This window comes from Pseudomonas sp. KH_024_B2, from assembly GCF_057839965.1.
The window spans coordinates 2,071,797-2,089,149 of record NZ_CM174502.1 but is presented as its reverse complement, the minus strand read 5'-3'; the positions used below and the strand labels follow the sequence as shown (position 1 = coordinate 2,089,149).

The window sequence follows — 17,353 nt, the reverse complement described above, 5'->3', positions numbered from 1 at the left end:
AAGGCCAGGCACCTTTCAGTTATTAGCCCTGACTGGCCAGAGCTTCGACAGGTTCAATAGTATCGTTACGGATCACCGCACCGAACTGTTGCATCATTTGCTGGATGAACGGATCACCGTGGATCGACTCTTCAGCCTCGCGCTGGCGTTCGCCGCGGCGCCGGGACGCTGCCTGGGCCGGGGTTTCCTGCTCGGGCTTGATCAGCTCGATGCTCACGGTCAGCGTACGCTGATGATACTGATTCAGCGCATCGTTGAGGCGGCGCTGCTGGGTCGCGTTGAATAGCGCGCTGTGGGCCGGGTCCAGGTGCAACAACCAGTGATCGCCATCGACTGCGATCAAGGTGCAGTTGGCGGCGATGCTGCCGGTCATGCCGGAAATCGGCAGTTTCGGGAACAACTCCAGCCACTCCAGGGCCAGACCGGTCGCCGGCTGCAAGGCCGGTGCGGGTTCGGGCTCAGGGGCCGGCTCTGCAGTGTGCTCACTGGCCAGTTCATCGAGATAGCTGTAAGCCGAATCCATGTCCGGCTCGATGTAATCCTCATCCAGCGGCGGCTCGTCATCCGGATCGATACCCGGCGTGGCCGCATCGACTTGGGCCGAAGCAGGCTCAGGAACCGGCGCCGCCACCCACTCGGGCGCATCCGGCACCACGCTGTCAGGCGTCGGCACCGGCATTGGCGTCAATTCAGGCTGCTCGGTGGCAGTCTCAAGCTCTGGCTCTACCGCCGGTTGCTGCTCGATCACCGGTTCGACCGGATCGACCGGATCGTTCCAGGGCAGATCTACCACTTCGGCGGCGACAACCGCAGGTTCCACAACCGGTGGCGCTACTATCGGCTCCGGCGCCACGACAGCCGCAACCGGCTCTGGAGCTGGCGCTACAACCGCAACGACCGGCTCGACCGGAGCAGCAATAGCAGCGACCACCGGCGCAACGACAGGCGCGGCAGCCACTGAGTTTGCGGAATCAACTGTGGCCTGGCTGATCCCCACTGGCTTTAGCGGCTGCCTCGGCGCGTGCGGAGTGTCTGCGGGGCGGAAGGCCAGCATCCGCAGCAGGACCATTTCAAAGCCACCGCGCGGGTCCGGCGCCAGCGGCAAGTCGCGGCGGCCGATCAGACCCATCTGGTAATAGAACTGCACATCTTCAGCCGGCAAGGCCTGGGCCAGCGCCAGCACCCGATCGCGGTCGCCATGGCCGTTGTCGACGCCTTCAGGCAACGCCTGGGCGATCGCGACACGGTGCAACACATTGAGGATTTCCGAGAGCACGCCATTCCAGTCCGGCCCCTGCTCGGCCAGATGGCGCACCGCTTCGAGCAATGCCTTGGCATCACCGTCGAGCAACGCATGCAGCACATCGTAGACCTGACCGTGATCAAGGGTGCCAAGCATCGCCCGCACATCGGCGGCCATGACTTTACCTTCACCGAAGGCGATCGCCTGGTCGGTCAGGCTCATGGCATCGCGCATCGAACCATCGGCAGCGCGGCCCAGCAGCCACAGCGCATCGTCTTCGAAGGGGACGTTCTCGACGCCCAGTACATGGGTCAAATGCTCGACCACACGCTCCGGTGTCATGTTCTTCAGGGAGAACTGCAGGCACCGCGACAGAATCGTTGCAGGAAGTTTCTGCGGGTCAGTGGTCGCCAGGATGAATTTGACGTAGGGCGGTGGTTCTTCAAGGGTTTTGAGCAGCGCATTGAACGAATGGGTGGACAGCATGTGCACTTCGTCGATCAGGTAGACCTTGAAGCGCCCGCGGCTTGGCGCATATTGCACGTTGTCCAGCAGCTCGCGGGTATCCTCAACCTTGGTCCGGCTCGCGGCGTCGATCTCGATCAGGTCGACAAAGCGCCCTTCATCGATCTCCCGGCACACCGAGCAGGTGCCGCACGGCGTCGAAGTAATACCTGTTTCACAGTTCAGGCATTTGGCAATGATCCGCGCAATGGTGGTCTTGCCCACCCCGCGCGTGCCGGTGAATAAATAGGCATGATGCAGCCGCTGACTGTCCAAGGCATTGATCAGAGCCTTGAGCACATGGGTCTGGCCGACCATTTCGCGGAACGAGCGCGGACGCCATTTACGTGCAAGAACCTGATAACTCATCGAAAACCGTCGCAACTGGGAAGCGGAAGCGTGTAATGCTAGCGGAGCAAGGGCGAAATTGCATCCGGTGTGCTTGTCTAATCTGGCTAAGCTGCTTTCTGGAAGGCGTTTATCCGCCCTTATCGTGGTCTTGCTGGAGAGTTTATGCGTTTTGCCTGGACCACTTTGCTGCTGATAACCACCAGCGGCTTTGCTGCGCAGACGCCATTGCGTTTCGCCATCACCGACAGCTGGGCCATGCCCATGGCGCAAATCGAACGCGGCCGACCGACCCAGGGTATTTTGCATGACATGATGCTGAGCCTGGCCACCCGGGTCGGCCGCCCCGCCGAGTTCCACGTGCTGGCACGCCGCCGGGTGCAAAGTGCCATGGAGCGTGGCGAGGTCGATATTCGTTGCTACGCGGCGAAATCCTGGCTACCCGATCAATCGGGCGACTACCTCTGGAGTATTCCACTGCTGTTTCAGCGTGACCTGCTGATCAGTACGCAATCCACTCCTGCGCCGGTGCTGCCGGCGAGCCTGCCGTCGCAACCTATCGGTACGGTTCTTGGTTACATCTATCCTGGCCTGCAGCCCCTGTTCGATAGCGGCCAACTACAGCGCGACGATGCGCGCAATCAGGAACTGGTACTGCAAAAGCTCCTGGCCGGTCGCTATCACTATGCAGTGAGCAATGAATGGACCCTGGGCTGGTTCAACCAACGGCTGATGCCCGACCAACAATTGCGTGGCGTCGCTGTTTTGCAGGAGCAAAACGTCGGTTGCTACGTACGCAACGACCCAAAACTGCCGGTGCAACGTATTTTGGACACCCTTGCGCAGATGAAGAGGTCCGGGGAGATCGACGAGATCATCAAACTCTACACCGGCATCGATGAACCCTCCGAGGCGGCGCAAACCACTCAAGCGGTCAGACCGCTTGTTCCAGCACCTGCCACTCCACCGGCGCCTTGAAGGTCGCAACCCAGCCTGGCACTTCATCGGCCTGGCGATAAAAATTCAGGATTACCTACAGCCAGGGTCTGCAATTCTCGGCTCTGCCGCGACAGCGGCGGATCAGGCCGAGCGTTTGAGCACAATCTGCGAGCATCTGCGCACAATCAGGCGCTGTCCCTCTCTCTAAACTCGCTCTTCTTCCCAACCCAAAGAAGAGAACACCAATGAAAACCCGAGCACTGTTGTGCGCCCTGTCGATGGGCCTTTCCCTTACCGCCAGCGCGACTGACTTTATCTTGACCAGCAGCGACATCGCCGACGGTAAACCGCTGACATCCAGCTCCGAATTCCAGGGCTTCGGCTGCAAAGGCGGCAATACCTCACCACAACTGTCCTGGCACGGCGCACCCGCAGGCACGAAAAGCTACGCGATCACGGTTTACGATCCGGACGCACCGACCGGCAGCGGCTGGTGGCACTGGACGGTAGTCAACCTGCCAACATCAATCACCACCTTGGCAACAGGTGCCGGCAGCAGCACCGGCAACCAGTTGCCCGCTGGCGCCGTGCAGGGACGCACCGATTACGGGCAATCCGGTTTTGGCGGAGCCTGCCCTCCAGTCGGAGATAAACCTCACCGCTATCAATTCACCGTGTGGGCCCTGAAAGTCGATAAACTGCCGCTCGATGAGCAAGCCGGCGGGGCTATGGTCGGCTATATGCTGAACGCCAACGCACTGGCCAAAACCACACTGACCGCCACATACGGACGCTAAGCCCGAATGAATGCTTCTGCCGGCATCCAGCACCATGAAAGTCGTATCGCAGCCTGCGTGATTCGGGCCCGGCAGCCGCACGTTCTACGGCAGGTCCCGATCTTCGTCACGACCCTGTGCCGTGTGCGCCAAGGCGAAAAACTGCTGCGATGGGATGAGCGGGAAATGCGCGCAAGCCCGCAACAGCTGATTCTGATGCCGGCAGGGCTCGAACTGGGCATCACCAACGTTCCTTGCGTACAGGGTCATTACATTGCCGACGCGGTGTCATTTCCGACCGAGTTGCTGCGCAGTTTCAGCGCACGCTATGGCAAGGCGATCAACACCCAGACAAGCCGGGCACAGTCTGCAGAGTTGTGCGTCGCCCTCGACCGGGATACATCCCAGGCTTGGGAAAACCTTCTGACCTGCATCGCCGCCAACGCGCCCGACACCCTGCGCGCGCACTATGCAGAAGGCGTATTGCTGGCTTTAGGTCTCGCCGGTCAGGCCGGCCCGCTCCTGATCGATCGTCACGACCCTCTCAGCGCACGAGTGGAACAGATGCTCATCGTCAATCCAGCCAAATCCTGGGCCGTCGCCGACGTTGCACAGCGCCTGAACCTGGGCGCATCGACACTCAGACGCCAACTGGCGGACGAAGGCGGCAGCTTCAGCAAGATCCTGGAACAGGTGAGATTGGGAATGGCGCTGCAATGGCTACAAACCACCGCTCGCCCCATCGGCGAGATCGCTGCTGCCAGTGGCTATGCATCGGCTTCGCGCTTTGCCGTGCGCTTTCGCAAGCACTACGGCCTTTCGCCCCGCGAGTTACGCGCAGTTATTTGATGTCGCACCCGCCCGAGTGGCGAAGCAAAAACCAGAAATGTTTGGGAAGGACGGACATATCACGCGCGATATCACCGAGCGGTGAAAGCGTGGACGTCATAAGAGATAAAAAGCGAGGGCGTTAAGGTGGTAACCCCACCAGCCACACCCCGGCACACAATGTCACCGCTGCGGCTGCTCCCTTCCAGGCCTGACCGGGTTCACGGCTGATCGTTGCGGGGGGACCGATGGGGTCACCATAACGACGCTCGCCAGTAGGCGAGCCGCGCCATTGTACCGATCTGACAAGAAGTTACAACCGTCGGCTTCAGATAAAAAACATGAGCAAGGTCAAGGACCTGCGGTGCTCTTGAAAAGATCGGGATCATGGTTGGACTGGAAGGGTTCCATTGAAGCTTTCCGGAACACCGCCAATCAATGTGGCGAGCGAGCTTGCTCGCGCTGGGTCGCGCAGCGGCCCTAAAATCGGAATCCCCGTTTTATCAGATAGAACGGGGGCGACAGGTTTTACGACTGCTTCGCAGCCGAGCGGGAGCAAGCTCCCTCGCCACAATGGACCTCGCGCACCGGATAAAGCGTTAAACCGCTATACCGTGCTTGCCCAGAAACGCGACAAACGCCTCTTCATCCAGCACTTTCAACCCCAACTCATTGGCCTTGGCCAATTTGGAGCCGGCACCCGGCCCGGCCACCACGCAATGGGTTTTCGCCGACACCGAGCCTGCCACCTTGGCGCCCAGGCTTTCGAGTTTGTCCTTGGCAATATCGCGGCTCATCAGCTCCAGGGAGCCGGTCAGCACCCAGGTCTGGCCAGCCAGCGGCAGACCTTCGACAACTTTCTTTTCGCTCTGCCAATGCATACCGAAGGCTTGCAGCTGCGCCTCGATCTTCAATGCGCGCTCGGCGTTTTCAGGGTTGTCGAAAAATTCGCGCACGGCTTTCGCCTGCTTCTCGGCAAGTGCCTGACGCATGTCCAGCCAGTCGGCGTTGATGACACCTTCGAGCGAGCCGAACTTGTCGGCCAGTTTCTGCGCCCCGCCCGGGCCGACCGACGGAATATGCAGCTTGTCGATCAAGCCACCCAAGGTCGTGCTGGCAGCGAACTCGGCACCCAGCTCGCCCTGATCCTGGATCTCCAGACCGCGCCCCAGCAACTGCTCGATAACTGTGCTGTTGTGCTCGTCCTCAAAGAAGCTGTGAATCTCGTAAGCGACTTCCAGCCCGACATCCGGCAAGTACGTCAGCACTTCCGGCAATGCCTGCTGCACACGCGCCAGCGACGCCAGCGAACGCGCCAGCACTTTGGCTGTTTCTTCGCCGACATCGGGAATGCCCAGCGCATAGATAAAACGCGCGAGGCCCGGTTTCTTGCTGTCGGCGATGGCGCTGAGCAGGTTTTTACTGGACAGCTCGGCGAAGCCTTCAAGGTCGACGATCTGTTCGAAGCTCAAGGTGTAGAGATCTGCCGGCGACGCCACCAGACCTTCATCCACCAATTGCTCGACGCTTTTCTCGCCCAGACCTTCGATGTCCATGGCGCGGCGCGAGACGAAATGGATGATCGCCTGCTTGAGTTGTGCACCGCAGGCCAGACGGCCGACGCAGCGATAGACCGCGCCCTCGCTGACGGTTTCGCGGCCCTTGCTGCGTTTCACCAACTGCGTGCGCTCGACATGGGAACCGCACACCGGGCAGCTCTCGGGAACCTGCACCGGCCGCGCGTTTTCCGGACGCCGTTCGGTGACCACTTGCACCACTTGCGGGATCACGTCCCCGGCACGACGAATGATCACCGTGTCACCGATCATCAGACCAAGACGGGCCACTTCATCCATGTTGTGCAACGTGGCGTTGGAGACGGTCACGCCTGCGACCTTGACCGGTTTCAAGCGTGCTACCGGCGTCACCGCACCGGTGCGACCGACCTGAAACTCCACGTCGAGCAGTTCGGTGAGCTCTTCCATGGCCGGGAATTTATGGGCAATCGCCCAACGCGGCTCACGGGCCCGAAAGCCAAGTTCGCGCTGCGACGCCAGACTGTTGACCTTGAACACCACCCCGTCGATTTCATAGGGCAGCGCGTTACGCCGCTCACCGATATCCTGGTAGTAGTCCAGGCACTCGTCGATACCATTGGCCAGTTTCAGCTCACGACTGACCGGCATGCCCCACTGCTTCAGCTGTTGCAGATTGCCGATATGGGTGTGCGCAATGTCGGCCGAGACCTGACCCAGACCGTAGCAGCAGAACTCCAGCGGACGGCTGGCGGTGATCTTCGAATCCAGTTGCCGCAAGCTGCCGGCAGCAGCATTGCGCGGATTGGCGAAGGTCTTGCCGCCGACTTCCAGTTGCGTGGCATTGAGCCGCTCGAAACCGGCCTTGGACATATAGACTTCGCCGCGCACTTCCAGCACGGGCGGCCAGCCGCTGCCCTGCAACTTGAGCGGGATATTGCGCACGGTCCGCACGTTGACGCTGATGTCTTCGCCCGTGGTGCCATCCCCGCGAGTCGCGCCGCGCACCAGCACGCCATCCTGATACAGCAAGCTGACCGCCAGGCCATCGAGCTTCGGCTCGCAGCTGTATTCCACCGCCACGCCACCACCAAACAAGTCGCCCACCGGCAAGTCGAGACCTTCGTTCACCCGACGGTCGAACTCGCGCATGGTGCTTTCGTCGAAGGCGTTGCCAAGGCTGAGCATCGGTATTTCATGACGCACTTGAGTGAATGCCGAGAGCGCTGCGCTACCGACTCGCTGAGTCGGCGAGTCGCTGGTCACCAGTTCGGGGTTCGCCGCTTCCAGCGCCTTGAGCTCATGGAACAGCCGATCGTATTCGGCGTCCGGAATACTCGGCTCGTCGAGTACGTGGTATCGGTAGTTGTGCTGATCCAGCTCAGCGCGCAGCTCTAGAATGCGGTTTTCGGCGGCGGTCATGGGTGTTCTCTCATAAAGCAAAAGAGCAGCCGAGGCTGCTCAATCTTCAAAATACGATAGTGTAACAACGCGAACTTCTGTGGCGAGGGAGCTTGCTCCCGCTGGGTCGCGAAGCGGCCCTGAATCGGCAACCGGGTTCTGTCAGGTTGAACGCATTCGCTGGCTTTACGACGGCTTCGCCGCCGAGCGGGAGCAAGCTCCCTCGCCACAGAAAGCCCGCGCTCACAAAAATTCGATATCAGCGCTTCTGGGTCAGGGCGCGGCGTTCGAATTCGACGATGCGTTGACGGTAATGCTCGATAGTCTGAGCGGTCAGCACGCTGCGCTGGTCGTCCTTGAGTTCGCCATTGAGCTCCTGGGACAGTTTGCGGGCAGCGGCAACCATCACGTCGAAAGCCTGCTTAGGATGGCGCGGGCCGGGCAAGCCAAGGAAAAAGCTCACGGCTGGCGTGCTGAAGTGATCGATATCGTCCAGATCGAACACGCCCGGCTTGACCGCATTCGCCATGGAGAACAGGACTTCGCCATTGCCGGCCATGCTTTCGTGGCGGTGGAAAATGTCCATCTCGCCAAAACGCAGACCGCTTTCCAGAATGTTCTGCAACAGCGCCGGGCCTTTGAAGCCGGCAGCGTCACGGCAGATCACGCTGATCACCAGGACTTCTTCCGCTTGCGGCTGCTCTTTGTTTTGAGCAGCGCTGGAGGAGCGGGTTTCATCCGGGAAGTCATCGTCACGACTGCTGAAGCTCGGGCCGCCATCCAGGTCGAGATTGAGGTTCAAGTCACCCTGATGCGGCTCACCGCCACGCTTGCCGCGCTTGGAACCCGACTCACGGGTTTCACGGGCAGGCATGCTCACCGACGGCAAATCATGCTCGTCCAGTTGCGGTTCTTTATGGGTGTCCAGCACCCGCGGCGGGCCCAGCAGTTCGGCGCTGGTGTCCTCGTCGGGCAAATTGGACAGGCTGCGGTCCAGGCGGAATTTCAGCTTGCCCTTGCCACCGCGCATGCGGCGCCAGCCGTCAAAAAGAATACCGGCAATAACAATAATGCCGATCACTATCAGCCACTCGCGCAGACCGATTTCCATGTAATCCCGTGCCTCTATAAAAAATGCTGATGAATAAAGGGCTTAGCAAGCTGCAAACCCCTTTAAAACGTGGCGCCAACTCTATGTTCTGACAGGCGTTTTGCCCACGCATACGAAAAATTGACATTAAACTAGCACGACCAAAGATAACTTTACACCGTCTGTCGCCATGGCTTGAGCCAATATGTCGATTGGCCAGCAAGTCGCGGAAGATAAATCTCCTACATCACGCAGGGAATCATCTTACGCATAACGACTCAGGCGTCCACCATTGCCATCGCCTCCTCGACATCAACTGCCACAAGGCGTGAACAACCAGGCTCGTGCATCGTCACCCCCATCAACTGCTCGGCCATTTCCATGGCGATCTTGTTGTGGGTGATATAGATGAACTGCACCGTCTGCGACATCTCTTTCACCAGTCGGGCGTAGCGTCCAACGTTAGCGTCATCCAGCGGCGCGTCAACTTCGTCGAGCATGCAGAATGGCGCCGGGTTCAATTTGAAAATGGCAAATACCAGCGCCAGCGCGGTCAGAGCTTTCTCGCCACCCGAGAGCAAATGGATGGTGCTGTTCTTCTTTCCGGGCGGACGCGCCATGATCGTCACCCCTGTATCGAGTAGATCTTCGCCCGTCAGTTCCAAATAAGCGCTGCCACCACCGAAAACTTTCGGAAATAGTGCCTGTAAACCACCATTGATCTGATCAAAGGTATCTTTGAAGCGATTGCGGGTTTCTTTATCGATCTTGCGAATCACGTTTTCCAGCGTGTCGAGGGCTTCGACCAGATCGTCATTCTGTGCATCCAGATAACGTTTACGCTCGGATTGTTGCTGGTATTCGTCGATGGCCGCGAGGTTGATCGCGCCCAGGCGCTGAATCCGCGCGGCAATCCGCTCAAGCTCTTCTTCGGCAGCCTTTTCGTTGGCCTCGGCGGTGAGCGTGGCGAGCACGCCGTGCAGGTCGTAACCATCTTCCAGCAACTGATCCTGCAAGGTCTTGCGCCGTACGGTCAGGGCCTGCCATTCCATGCGCTGCTGTTCGAGCTGGCTGCGGATCAACTGCGATTGCTGCTCGGCCTGGCTGCGGCGCTTCTCGGCGTCGCGCAATTCACGATCAGCATCTTCCAAAGCGATTTGCGCAGTCTTGAGTTCTTCATCGACGGTCATGCGCTTGTCGAGCAGCTCTTCGAGCTTCAGGCGCAACTCTTCCAGCGGCGCTTCACCCTCCTCCAGATTGAGGCTGAGCTGTTCGCTCTTTTCGGTCAGCCGCTCGGACTGCAACTCGAGCCGTTCAAGGGCCTGACGCGTCGAATCGTGCTGAGCCTTGAGCGACCCCAGGCGCACCGCCAGCTGATGCGCGTGATCCTTATGCTGACGGGCTTCCTGGCGCACACGATCCAGGCGCTCGCGCAGGCTGTCGCGCTGAGCCAGCAGCAATTCGCGCTGTTCGGTGTCGACCGCCATGCTGTCGAGGGCATCCTGCAATTGCAGGCGCGCCTCACCGACCTGTTCGTGTTCGAGGGCGCGCTGCTCAGCCAGCTCGCCAAGCTCTTCATCCAGCCGAGTACGACGCAGGGTCAACTGCTCGACCTTGGCTTTGCCGGCAGAAAGCTGAGCTTTCAATTCGCCCTGCTGACGCGCTTCATCTTGCAGGCGACGGCGCAGTTGTTCGCGGGCGTCTTCCTGCGCAAGCTGTTGCTCGCGCAGGGTCTGCAGCTGTTCTTCAAGGGTCGCCAGAGTCGCTTCGCGCTCATCGCGCTCCAGCCCCAGACGTTGCAATTCCTGCCCTCGGGCCAGCACGCCGCTCTCTGCTTCACTGGCACGACGCACCCGCAGAAAATGCCGGCCGACCCAATAACCATCGCGGCTGATCAGGCTTTCGCCGGGAGCCAATTGACCGCGCAGAGCCAAAGCCTGCTCAAGGCTTTCCAGCGGCTTGACCTGACCCAACCAGGGCGACAGATCGATCCCGGCTTCAACCTTGTCGAGCAAGCTACCCGGCACGCGAATGCCATCGCTGGCGGGACTCAGCAGGCGCAAGTCGCCCTGCTGGAAACCGGCCAGGTCGAAGCCGGCAAAGTCGTCGACCAGTACCGCTTGCAGATCGGCACCGAGCACGGTTTCCACCGCCAGTTCCCAACCCGCTTCAACGCGCAGACCTTCTGCCAGACGCGGCCGCTCAGCCAGGTGCTGCTCGCGCAACCATTCGGCGGCGCCGGTGCCTGGATCGAGCGCCGCTTGCTGTAAAGCTTCCAGCGACGCCAGTCGACCATTGAGGCGCTGCAATTCACCCTGAGCCTGTTGCTGACCCTGGTTGGCTTGCTGCAGTTCGTGACGCAATTGTTCAAGACGCTCGACCAGTTGCTCTTCACTGGCGTGCAACTCTTCAAGCGTCATCTCGCTGACGGCCAGTTGCTCACCGAGCTCGAGGATCGCCGCATCTTCCGGATCGGCGGCGAGCAACGCGCGCTCTTCAGCCAGCCGCCGTTGCCGGTCGGCGAGGCGCTCCATGCTGGTTTCCAGTTGCTGGATCCGCGACTGCTGCACTTCGGCCTGACGACGCGGCTCGGCGGAGCGCAGGTTGAAACTGTCCCACTGCTCCTGCCAGCCATGCATGGTGGTTTCCGACTCTTCCAGCGCAGCGGCGGCTTCTTCCGCGGCGGCGCTGGTGACTTCCTGCTCGGGCTCGAGCATCTGCAGCTCTTCGCCGAGAGTCGCCAGCAAGGTGCGGTCGAGGCCCAGGTGCGACTCGGTTTCCAGCCGCGAACGCTCGGCTTCGCGCAGGTCATCCTGCAACTGGCGCAGACGCTGCTGACCGTGCTGGATGCTCTGCTCGACCCGGGCAATGTCGCCACCGACCGAATAGAAGCGCCCCTGCACCAGATTGAAGCGCTCGGAGAGGTCGTGATGGCCATCACGCAGGCGCTCGATACTCGCGTCGGCATTGCGCTGTTCGGCCACCAGCGCTTCGAAGCTGATTTCCTGGGTGCCGATGATCGATTCGCGCTGACCGACCTGCTCGTTCAGGGCCTGCCAGCGCAATGCCGACAGCTGAGCCTTGAGCTGACGCTCTTCGCCTTTGTATTCCTGATACTTCTCGGCGGCTTGAGCCTGACGGTGCAAACGCTCGAGCTGACGTTCCAGCTCGTCACGCAGGTCGGTCAAACGGGCGAGGTTTTCGTGGGTGCGGCGGATGCGGTTTTCGGTCTCGCGCCGGCGCTCCTTGTACTTGGAGATGCCCGCCGCTTCTTCAATAAAGTTGCGCAGGTCTTCGGGCTTTGACTCGATCAGTTTGGAGATCATCCCCTGCTCGATAATCGAATAGCTGCGCGGGCCCAGGCCTGTACCCAGAAAGATGTCGGTGATATCGCGACGGCGGCATTTGGTGCCGTTGAGGTAGTAGGTGGTCTGGCTGTCGCGGGTCACTTTGCGGCGAATGGAAATTTCCGCATAGGCCGCGTATTCGCCGAGCAGGGTGCCGTCGGAGTTATCGAACACCAGTTCGATACTGGCCTGGCTCACCGGTTTACGGCTGGTAGAACCGTTGAAGATGACGTCGGTCATCGACTCGCCGCGCAGGTTTTTTGCCGAGCTCTCGCCCATCACCCAGCGTACGGCGTCGATGATGTTCGACTTGCCGCAACCGTTGGGCCCGACCACCGCCGCCATGTTACTGGGGAAGTTCACCGTGGTCGGGTCGACGAAGGATTTGAACCCCGCCAGTTTGATGCACTTGAGCCGCACGCTTAGGCAACCGCCAACGCAGACAGCACCAGATCGCAACTGCGCTGGGTATAGGCTGAGAGCACTACGCGAATCTGCGGCAAATCACGGGCCAGCACGGCGGCCAGCAGACGTTCGAACAGCTCCAGGAACTCGCTCATTTCGGCCTTGCGTTGCTCCAGCGCGAGGTAATACGCGCGGCTCATGGCCGGCTGCAGGTTCTCGACGGTTTCCTCCAGGTACGGATTGTTCGCGAAGGGGTACGCCGCACGCATCACATTGAAGCTGTCTTCGACAAAGGTCTGAATGTCCTGCCGCTCGTAGCTGGCGACCAAACGCTGCTGGATTTGCAGGAACGGCGCCATATCAGCCTGAACCGCCCAGCCGTTGGCCACGGCATTGCCCAGCAGGATATACAGCTCGCTCATCAGCGTGCACAGGCTCTGCACCTTGTGCGCTGTGAGTTCGGTCACATGGGCGCCGCGTCGCGGCAGGATCGCGATCAGGTGGCGGCGCTCGAGGATCAGCAACGCTTCGCGCACCGAACCGCGGCTGACATTGAGGGCCAGCGTGACCTTCTGTTCCTGGATGCGCTCCCCGGGCTTGAGATCCCCGCGAATGATACGTTCGGCGAGGTGGTGAGCGATTTGCTCGGCGAGGCTGTCCGGCGCCTTGAACGTCATGGTTTTCCTTCAAACTCTTAGATCGGTACAAGCGGCGCAGTGTAGCGCACTTGCTGCGTAATGGCCCACGGCGCTGAATGGTAATGGCACAGCGCTGAAATTGGCACGAAACAAGCAAAAAGCACTGCATCCCGAGAGGGTCAATAATGAATAGAGGTGTCGTTAATCGGTAAAACAGGATTTCCTGACCTTTAAGTCAGAAAATCATTGACCGAAAAGTCAGACATGACTAAATTCGGTTCATATCGGTTAACAACAATAATGAGTCTGCGAGGCCTTCCGTGATCCAGTTTTTACTTAACCAGGAACTCCGTAGCGAGCACGCCCTGGACCCGAACCTGACCGTGCTCAATTATCTGCGCGAGCATCTGGGCAAACCCGGCACTAAAGAAGGCTGCGCCAGCGGTGACTGTGGCGCCTGTACCGTAGTCGTCGGCGAATTGCAGACGGACGACGACGGCCGCGAACACATTCGCTACCGCAGCCTCAACTCCTGCCTGACTTTCGTTTCGTCGCTGCACGGCAAACAGCTGATCAGCGTCGAAGACCTCAAGCACCAGGGCCAACTGCACAGCGTGCAAAAGGCCATGGTCGAGTGCCATGGTTCGCAATGCGGTTTCTGCACGCCGGGCTTCGTCATGTCGCTGTTCGCCCTGCAAAAGAACAGTGACCAGCCGGATTCCCACAAAGCCCACGAAGCACTGGCCGGCAACCTTTGCCGCTGCACCGGTTACCGCCCTATCCTCGCGGCGGCCGAGCAGGTCTGCTGCGGCAAGCAGGCTGACCAGTTCGATTCCCGCGAAGCCGAGACCATCGCGCGCCTGAAAGCCATCGCGCCGACCGAAACCGGCGAGCTCAACAGCGGTGACAAACGTTGCCTGGTGCCCTTGACCGTTGCCGATCTGGCCGACCTCTACGACGCTTACCCACAAGCACGCTTGCTGGCCGGCGGTACCGACCTGGCGCTGGAAGTGACGCAGTTCCATCGCACCTTGCCGGTGATGATTTATGTCGGCAACGTCGCCGAAATGAAGCGCGTCGAACGCTTTGACGATCGCCTGGAAATCGGCGCGGCCACTTCGCTGTCCGATTGCTATGAAGCGCTCAAGGCCGAGTACCCGGACTTCGGCGAACTGTTGCAACGTTTCGCCTCGCTGCAGATCCGCAACCAGGGCACCCTGGGTGGCAACATCGGCAACGCCTCGCCAATCGGTGACTCGCCACCGCTGCTGATCGCCCTCGGTGCGCAGATCGTTCTGTGCAAAGGCGAAACCCGCCGCACCCTGGCGCTGGAAGACTATTTCATCGATTACCGGGTGACTGCACGTCAGGAAAGCGAGTTCATCGAAAAGATCATCGTGCCCCGCGCCAGCGCCGAACAGTCGTTCCGCGCCTACAAGGTTTCCAAGCGCCTGGACGACGATATTTCCGCGGTCTGCGCGGCATTCAATCTGCGCATCGAGAACGGTGTGATCGCTGACGCCCGCGTTGCTTTCGGTGGCATGGCCGCGATACCAAAACGCGCGAAAAACTGTGAAACCGCCTTGCTCGGTTCGCAGTGGAATTCATCAACGGTGGAACGTGCCTGCGCGGCCTTGGGCGAAGACTTCACGCCGCTCTCGGATTTCCGCGCCAGCAAGGAATACCGCCTGCTCAGTGCGCAAAATCTGCTGCGCAAATACTTCATCGAACTGCAAACACCGCACATCGAGACTCGGGTGACCGCTTATGTCTAATCATCATGCCGTCGAAAAAACTCAAGAGCAGCTTGCCGAGTTGTTTGCCCAGGACCTGACCACCGGTGTCGGCCGCAGCGTCAAACACGACAGCGCCGACAAGCATGTGTCCGGTGAAGCGGTGTACATCGACGACCGCCTGGAATTCCCCAATCAGCTGCACCTCTATGCGCGGCTTTCGGACCGTGCCCATGCGAAAATCATCAGCATCGACACTGCGCCGTGCTACGCCTTCGAAGGCGTGCGCATCGTCATCACCCACAAGGATGTGCCGGGTCTGAAGGACATCGGCCCGCTGCTGCCCGGCGACCCGTTGCTGGCCATCGACGACGTGCAGTTCGTCGGTCAGGTGGTGCTGGCGGTAGCCGCCAAAGACCTGGAAACCGCGCGCAAAGCGGCCATGGCCGCCGTCATCGAATACGAAGACCTCGAGCCCGTGCTGGATGTGGTCGAAGCGCTGCGCAAACGCCATTTTGTGCTGGACAGCCATACCCATCAGCGGGGCGACTCGGCGACCGCACTCTCTACCGCAGAGCATCGCATTCAGGGCACGCTGCACATCGGCGGCCAGGAACACTTCTATCTGGAAACCCAGGTCTCTTCGGTAATGCCCACCGAAGACGGCGGGATGATCGTCTACTGCTCGACCCAGAACCCCACCGAAGTGCAGAAACTGGTGGCGGAAGTGCTCGACGTGTCGATGAATAAAATCGTCGTCGACATGCGTCGCATGGGCGGTGGATTCGGCGGCAAGGAAACCCAGGCCGCGAGCCCGGCGTGCCTCTGCGCGGTGGTTGCGCACCTGACCGGCCAGCCGACCAAAATGCGCCTGCCGCGGGTCGAAGACATGCTGATGACCGGCAAGCGTCATCCGTTCTACATCGAGTACGACGTCGGCTTCGACAGCACTGGCCGTTTGCATGGCATTCAACTGGAACTGGCGGGTAACTGCGGTTGTTCACCGGACCTTTCGGCATCGATCGTCGACCGTGCGATGTTCCATGCTGACAACTCTTATTACCTCGGCGATGCGACCATCAACGGTCACCGCTGCAAAACCAATACCGCGTCGAACACCGCTTACCGCGGCTTCGGCGGCCCGCAAGGCATGGTCGCCATCGAAGAAGTGATGGACGCCATCGCCCGCCATTTAGGCCAAGATCCACTGGCCGTGCGCAAGGCCAACTACTACGGCAAGACCGAGCGCAACGTCACCCATTACTACCAGACCGTCGAGCACAACATGCTCGAGGAAATGACCGCCGAACTCGAAGAAAGCAGCCAGTACGCCGAGCGGCGTGAAGCGATCCGTCGTTACAACGCCAACAGCCCGATCCTGAAAAAAGGCCTGGCGCTGACACCGGTGAAATTCGGTATTTCCTTCACCGCCAGCTTCCTCAACCAGGCCGGCGCCTTGATCCATATCTACACTGACGGCAGCATCCACCTGAACCACGGTGGCACGGAGATGGGCCAGGGTTTGAATGTCAAAGTCGCGCAGGTCGTGGCCCAGGTATTCCAGGTCGACATCGATCGGGTGCAGATCACCGCAACCAACACCGACAAGGTTCCGAACACCTCGCCGACCGCCGCCTCGAGCGGTGCCGACCTGAATGGCAAGGCCGCGCAAAATGCCGCCGAAATCATCAAGCAGCGCCTGGTGGAATTCGCTGCGCGGCAGTACAAAGTCAGCGAGGAAGACGTTGAATTCCACAACGGCCATGTGCGGGTGCGCGATCACATCCTGACCTTTGAAGCGCTGATCCAGCAGGCGTATTTCGCTCAGGTTTCGCTGTCCAGCACTGGCTTCTACAAGACCCCGAAAATCTTCTACGACCGCAGCCAGGCCCGTGGTCGGCCGTTCTATTACTACGCCTTCGGTGCGGCCTGCTGCGAGGTGATCGTCGACACCCTGACCGGCGAGTACAAGATGCTGCGCACCGACATTCTTCACGACGTCGGCGCCTCGCTGAACCCGGCGATCGACATCGGTCAGGTCGAGGGCGGTTTCATCCAGGGCATGGGTTGGCTGACCATGGAAGAACTGGTGTGGAACAACAAGGGCAAACTGATGACCAACGGCCCGGCCAGCTACAAGATCCCGGCCGTGGCTGACATGCCGCTGGACCTGCGGGTGAAGCTGGTGGAAAACCGCAAGAACCCGGAAGACACGGTATTCCATTCCAAGGCCGTCGGCGAGCCGCCATTCATGCTCGGCATCGCCGCCTGGTGCGCGCTCAAGGATGCGGTGGCCAGCCTGGGCGATTACCGTCACCAGCCAAAAATCGACGCCCCGGCGACCCCGGAGCGAGTGTTGTGGGGCTGCGAGCAGATGCGCCGGTTGACGGCGGCGAAAGCCGTGGAAGTCGAGGTTGAGCTGGCTTCGCTCTAGACCGCGGCGCTGCCATCGCGAGCAAGCTCGCTCCCACAGGGTTATGTGCGGACTGATGGACCTGTACAAATCCAATGTGGGAGCGAGCTTGCTCGCGATGAGGCCCGAACAGACAACAATGTTGTAGGGGTG

At 60.3% G+C, this 17,353-nt stretch carries 10 protein-coding genes and 1 other RNA gene; 5 read left to right on the top strand and 6 right to left on the bottom strand.

Annotation, left to right across the window (positions count from 1 at the left end; genetic code table 11):
- Nucleotides 1-22: 22 nt before the first annotated feature.
- Nucleotides 23-2,116, bottom strand: a complete 2,094-nt coding sequence (gene dnaX / locus AC3I0A_RS09770) for a DNA polymerase III subunit gamma/tau (RefSeq protein WP_489377507.1) — start codon at nucleotides 2,114-2,116, stop codon at nucleotides 23-25.
- Nucleotides 2,117-2,260: 144 nt separating this feature from the next.
- Here dnaX and AC3I0A_RS09765 point away from each other — a divergent pair, with 144 nt between their 5' ends.
- The 3 genes from AC3I0A_RS09765 (at nucleotide 2,261) to AC3I0A_RS09755 (ending at nucleotide 4,659) form a co-directional block, all read left to right on the top strand.
- Nucleotides 2,261-3,073 (top strand): substrate-binding periplasmic protein, encoded by an 813-nt coding sequence (locus AC3I0A_RS09765; RefSeq protein ID WP_489377505.1) that lies wholly within the window; start codon nucleotides 2,261-2,263, stop codon nucleotides 3,071-3,073.
- A gap of 206 nt (nucleotides 3,074-3,279) precedes the next feature.
- Nucleotides 3,280-3,831 carry a kinase inhibitor gene (locus tag AC3I0A_RS09760; protein ID WP_489377504.1) on the top strand — a complete coding sequence of 184 codons (552 nt, stop codon included), beginning with the start codon at nucleotides 3,280-3,282 and terminating at the stop codon, nucleotides 3,829-3,831.
- Between the two features lie 6 nt (nucleotides 3,832-3,837).
- Nucleotides 3,838-4,659 carry a helix-turn-helix transcriptional regulator gene (locus AC3I0A_RS09755; RefSeq protein WP_489377503.1) on the top strand — a complete coding sequence of 274 codons (822 nt, stop codon included), beginning with the start codon at nucleotides 3,838-3,840 and terminating at the stop codon, nucleotides 4,657-4,659.
- Nucleotides 4,660-4,792: 133 nt separating this feature from the next.
- Here AC3I0A_RS09755 and ffs read toward each other — a convergent pair.
- The 5 genes from ffs to AC3I0A_RS09730 all read right to left on the bottom strand — a co-directional run bounded on the left by ffs (nucleotide 4,793) and on the right by AC3I0A_RS09730 (nucleotide 13,093).
- An RNA gene (gene ffs / locus AC3I0A_RS09750) (signal recognition particle sRNA small type) lies at nucleotides 4,793-4,889 on the bottom strand.
- Between the two features lie 348 nt (nucleotides 4,890-5,237).
- Nucleotides 5,238-7,595: an NAD-dependent DNA ligase LigA gene (gene ligA, locus AC3I0A_RS09745; RefSeq protein ID WP_489377501.1), complete on the bottom strand. Its 2,358-nt coding sequence runs from the start codon at nucleotides 7,593-7,595 to the stop codon at nucleotides 5,238-5,240.
- 238 nt (nucleotides 7,596-7,833) lie between these two features.
- Nucleotides 7,834-8,685: a cell division protein ZipA gene (gene zipA / locus AC3I0A_RS09740; protein ID WP_489377500.1), complete on the bottom strand. Its 852-nt coding sequence runs from the start codon at nucleotides 8,683-8,685 to the stop codon at nucleotides 7,834-7,836.
- Nucleotides 8,686-8,942: 257 nt separating this feature from the next.
- Entirely contained in the window at nucleotides 8,943-12,431 is a 3,489-nt protein-coding gene (gene smc, locus AC3I0A_RS09735; RefSeq protein WP_489377499.1) for a chromosome segregation protein SMC, read from the bottom strand.
- Between the two features lie 2 nt (nucleotides 12,432-12,433).
- Nucleotides 12,434-13,093 carry a GntR family transcriptional regulator gene (locus tag AC3I0A_RS09730; protein WP_489377498.1) on the bottom strand — a complete coding sequence of 220 codons (660 nt, stop codon included), beginning with the start codon at nucleotides 13,091-13,093 and terminating at the stop codon, nucleotides 12,434-12,436.
- Between the two features lie 281 nt (nucleotides 13,094-13,374).
- Between AC3I0A_RS09730 and xdhA the strand changes: the two genes are divergently transcribed.
- Both xdhA and xdhB read left to right on the top strand, forming a co-directional pair.
- Nucleotides 13,375-14,829, top strand: a complete 1,455-nt coding sequence (xdhA, locus tag AC3I0A_RS09725; protein ID WP_489377497.1) for a xanthine dehydrogenase small subunit — start codon at nucleotides 13,375-13,377, stop codon at nucleotides 14,827-14,829.
- Nucleotides 14,822-17,221 (top strand): xanthine dehydrogenase molybdopterin binding subunit, encoded by a 2,400-nt coding sequence (gene xdhB, locus AC3I0A_RS09720; protein ID WP_489377495.1) that lies wholly within the window; start codon nucleotides 14,822-14,824, stop codon nucleotides 17,219-17,221. The genes xdhA and xdhB overlap by 8 nt, the downstream gene beginning before the upstream one ends.
- Nucleotides 17,222-17,353 lie beyond the last annotated feature (132 nt).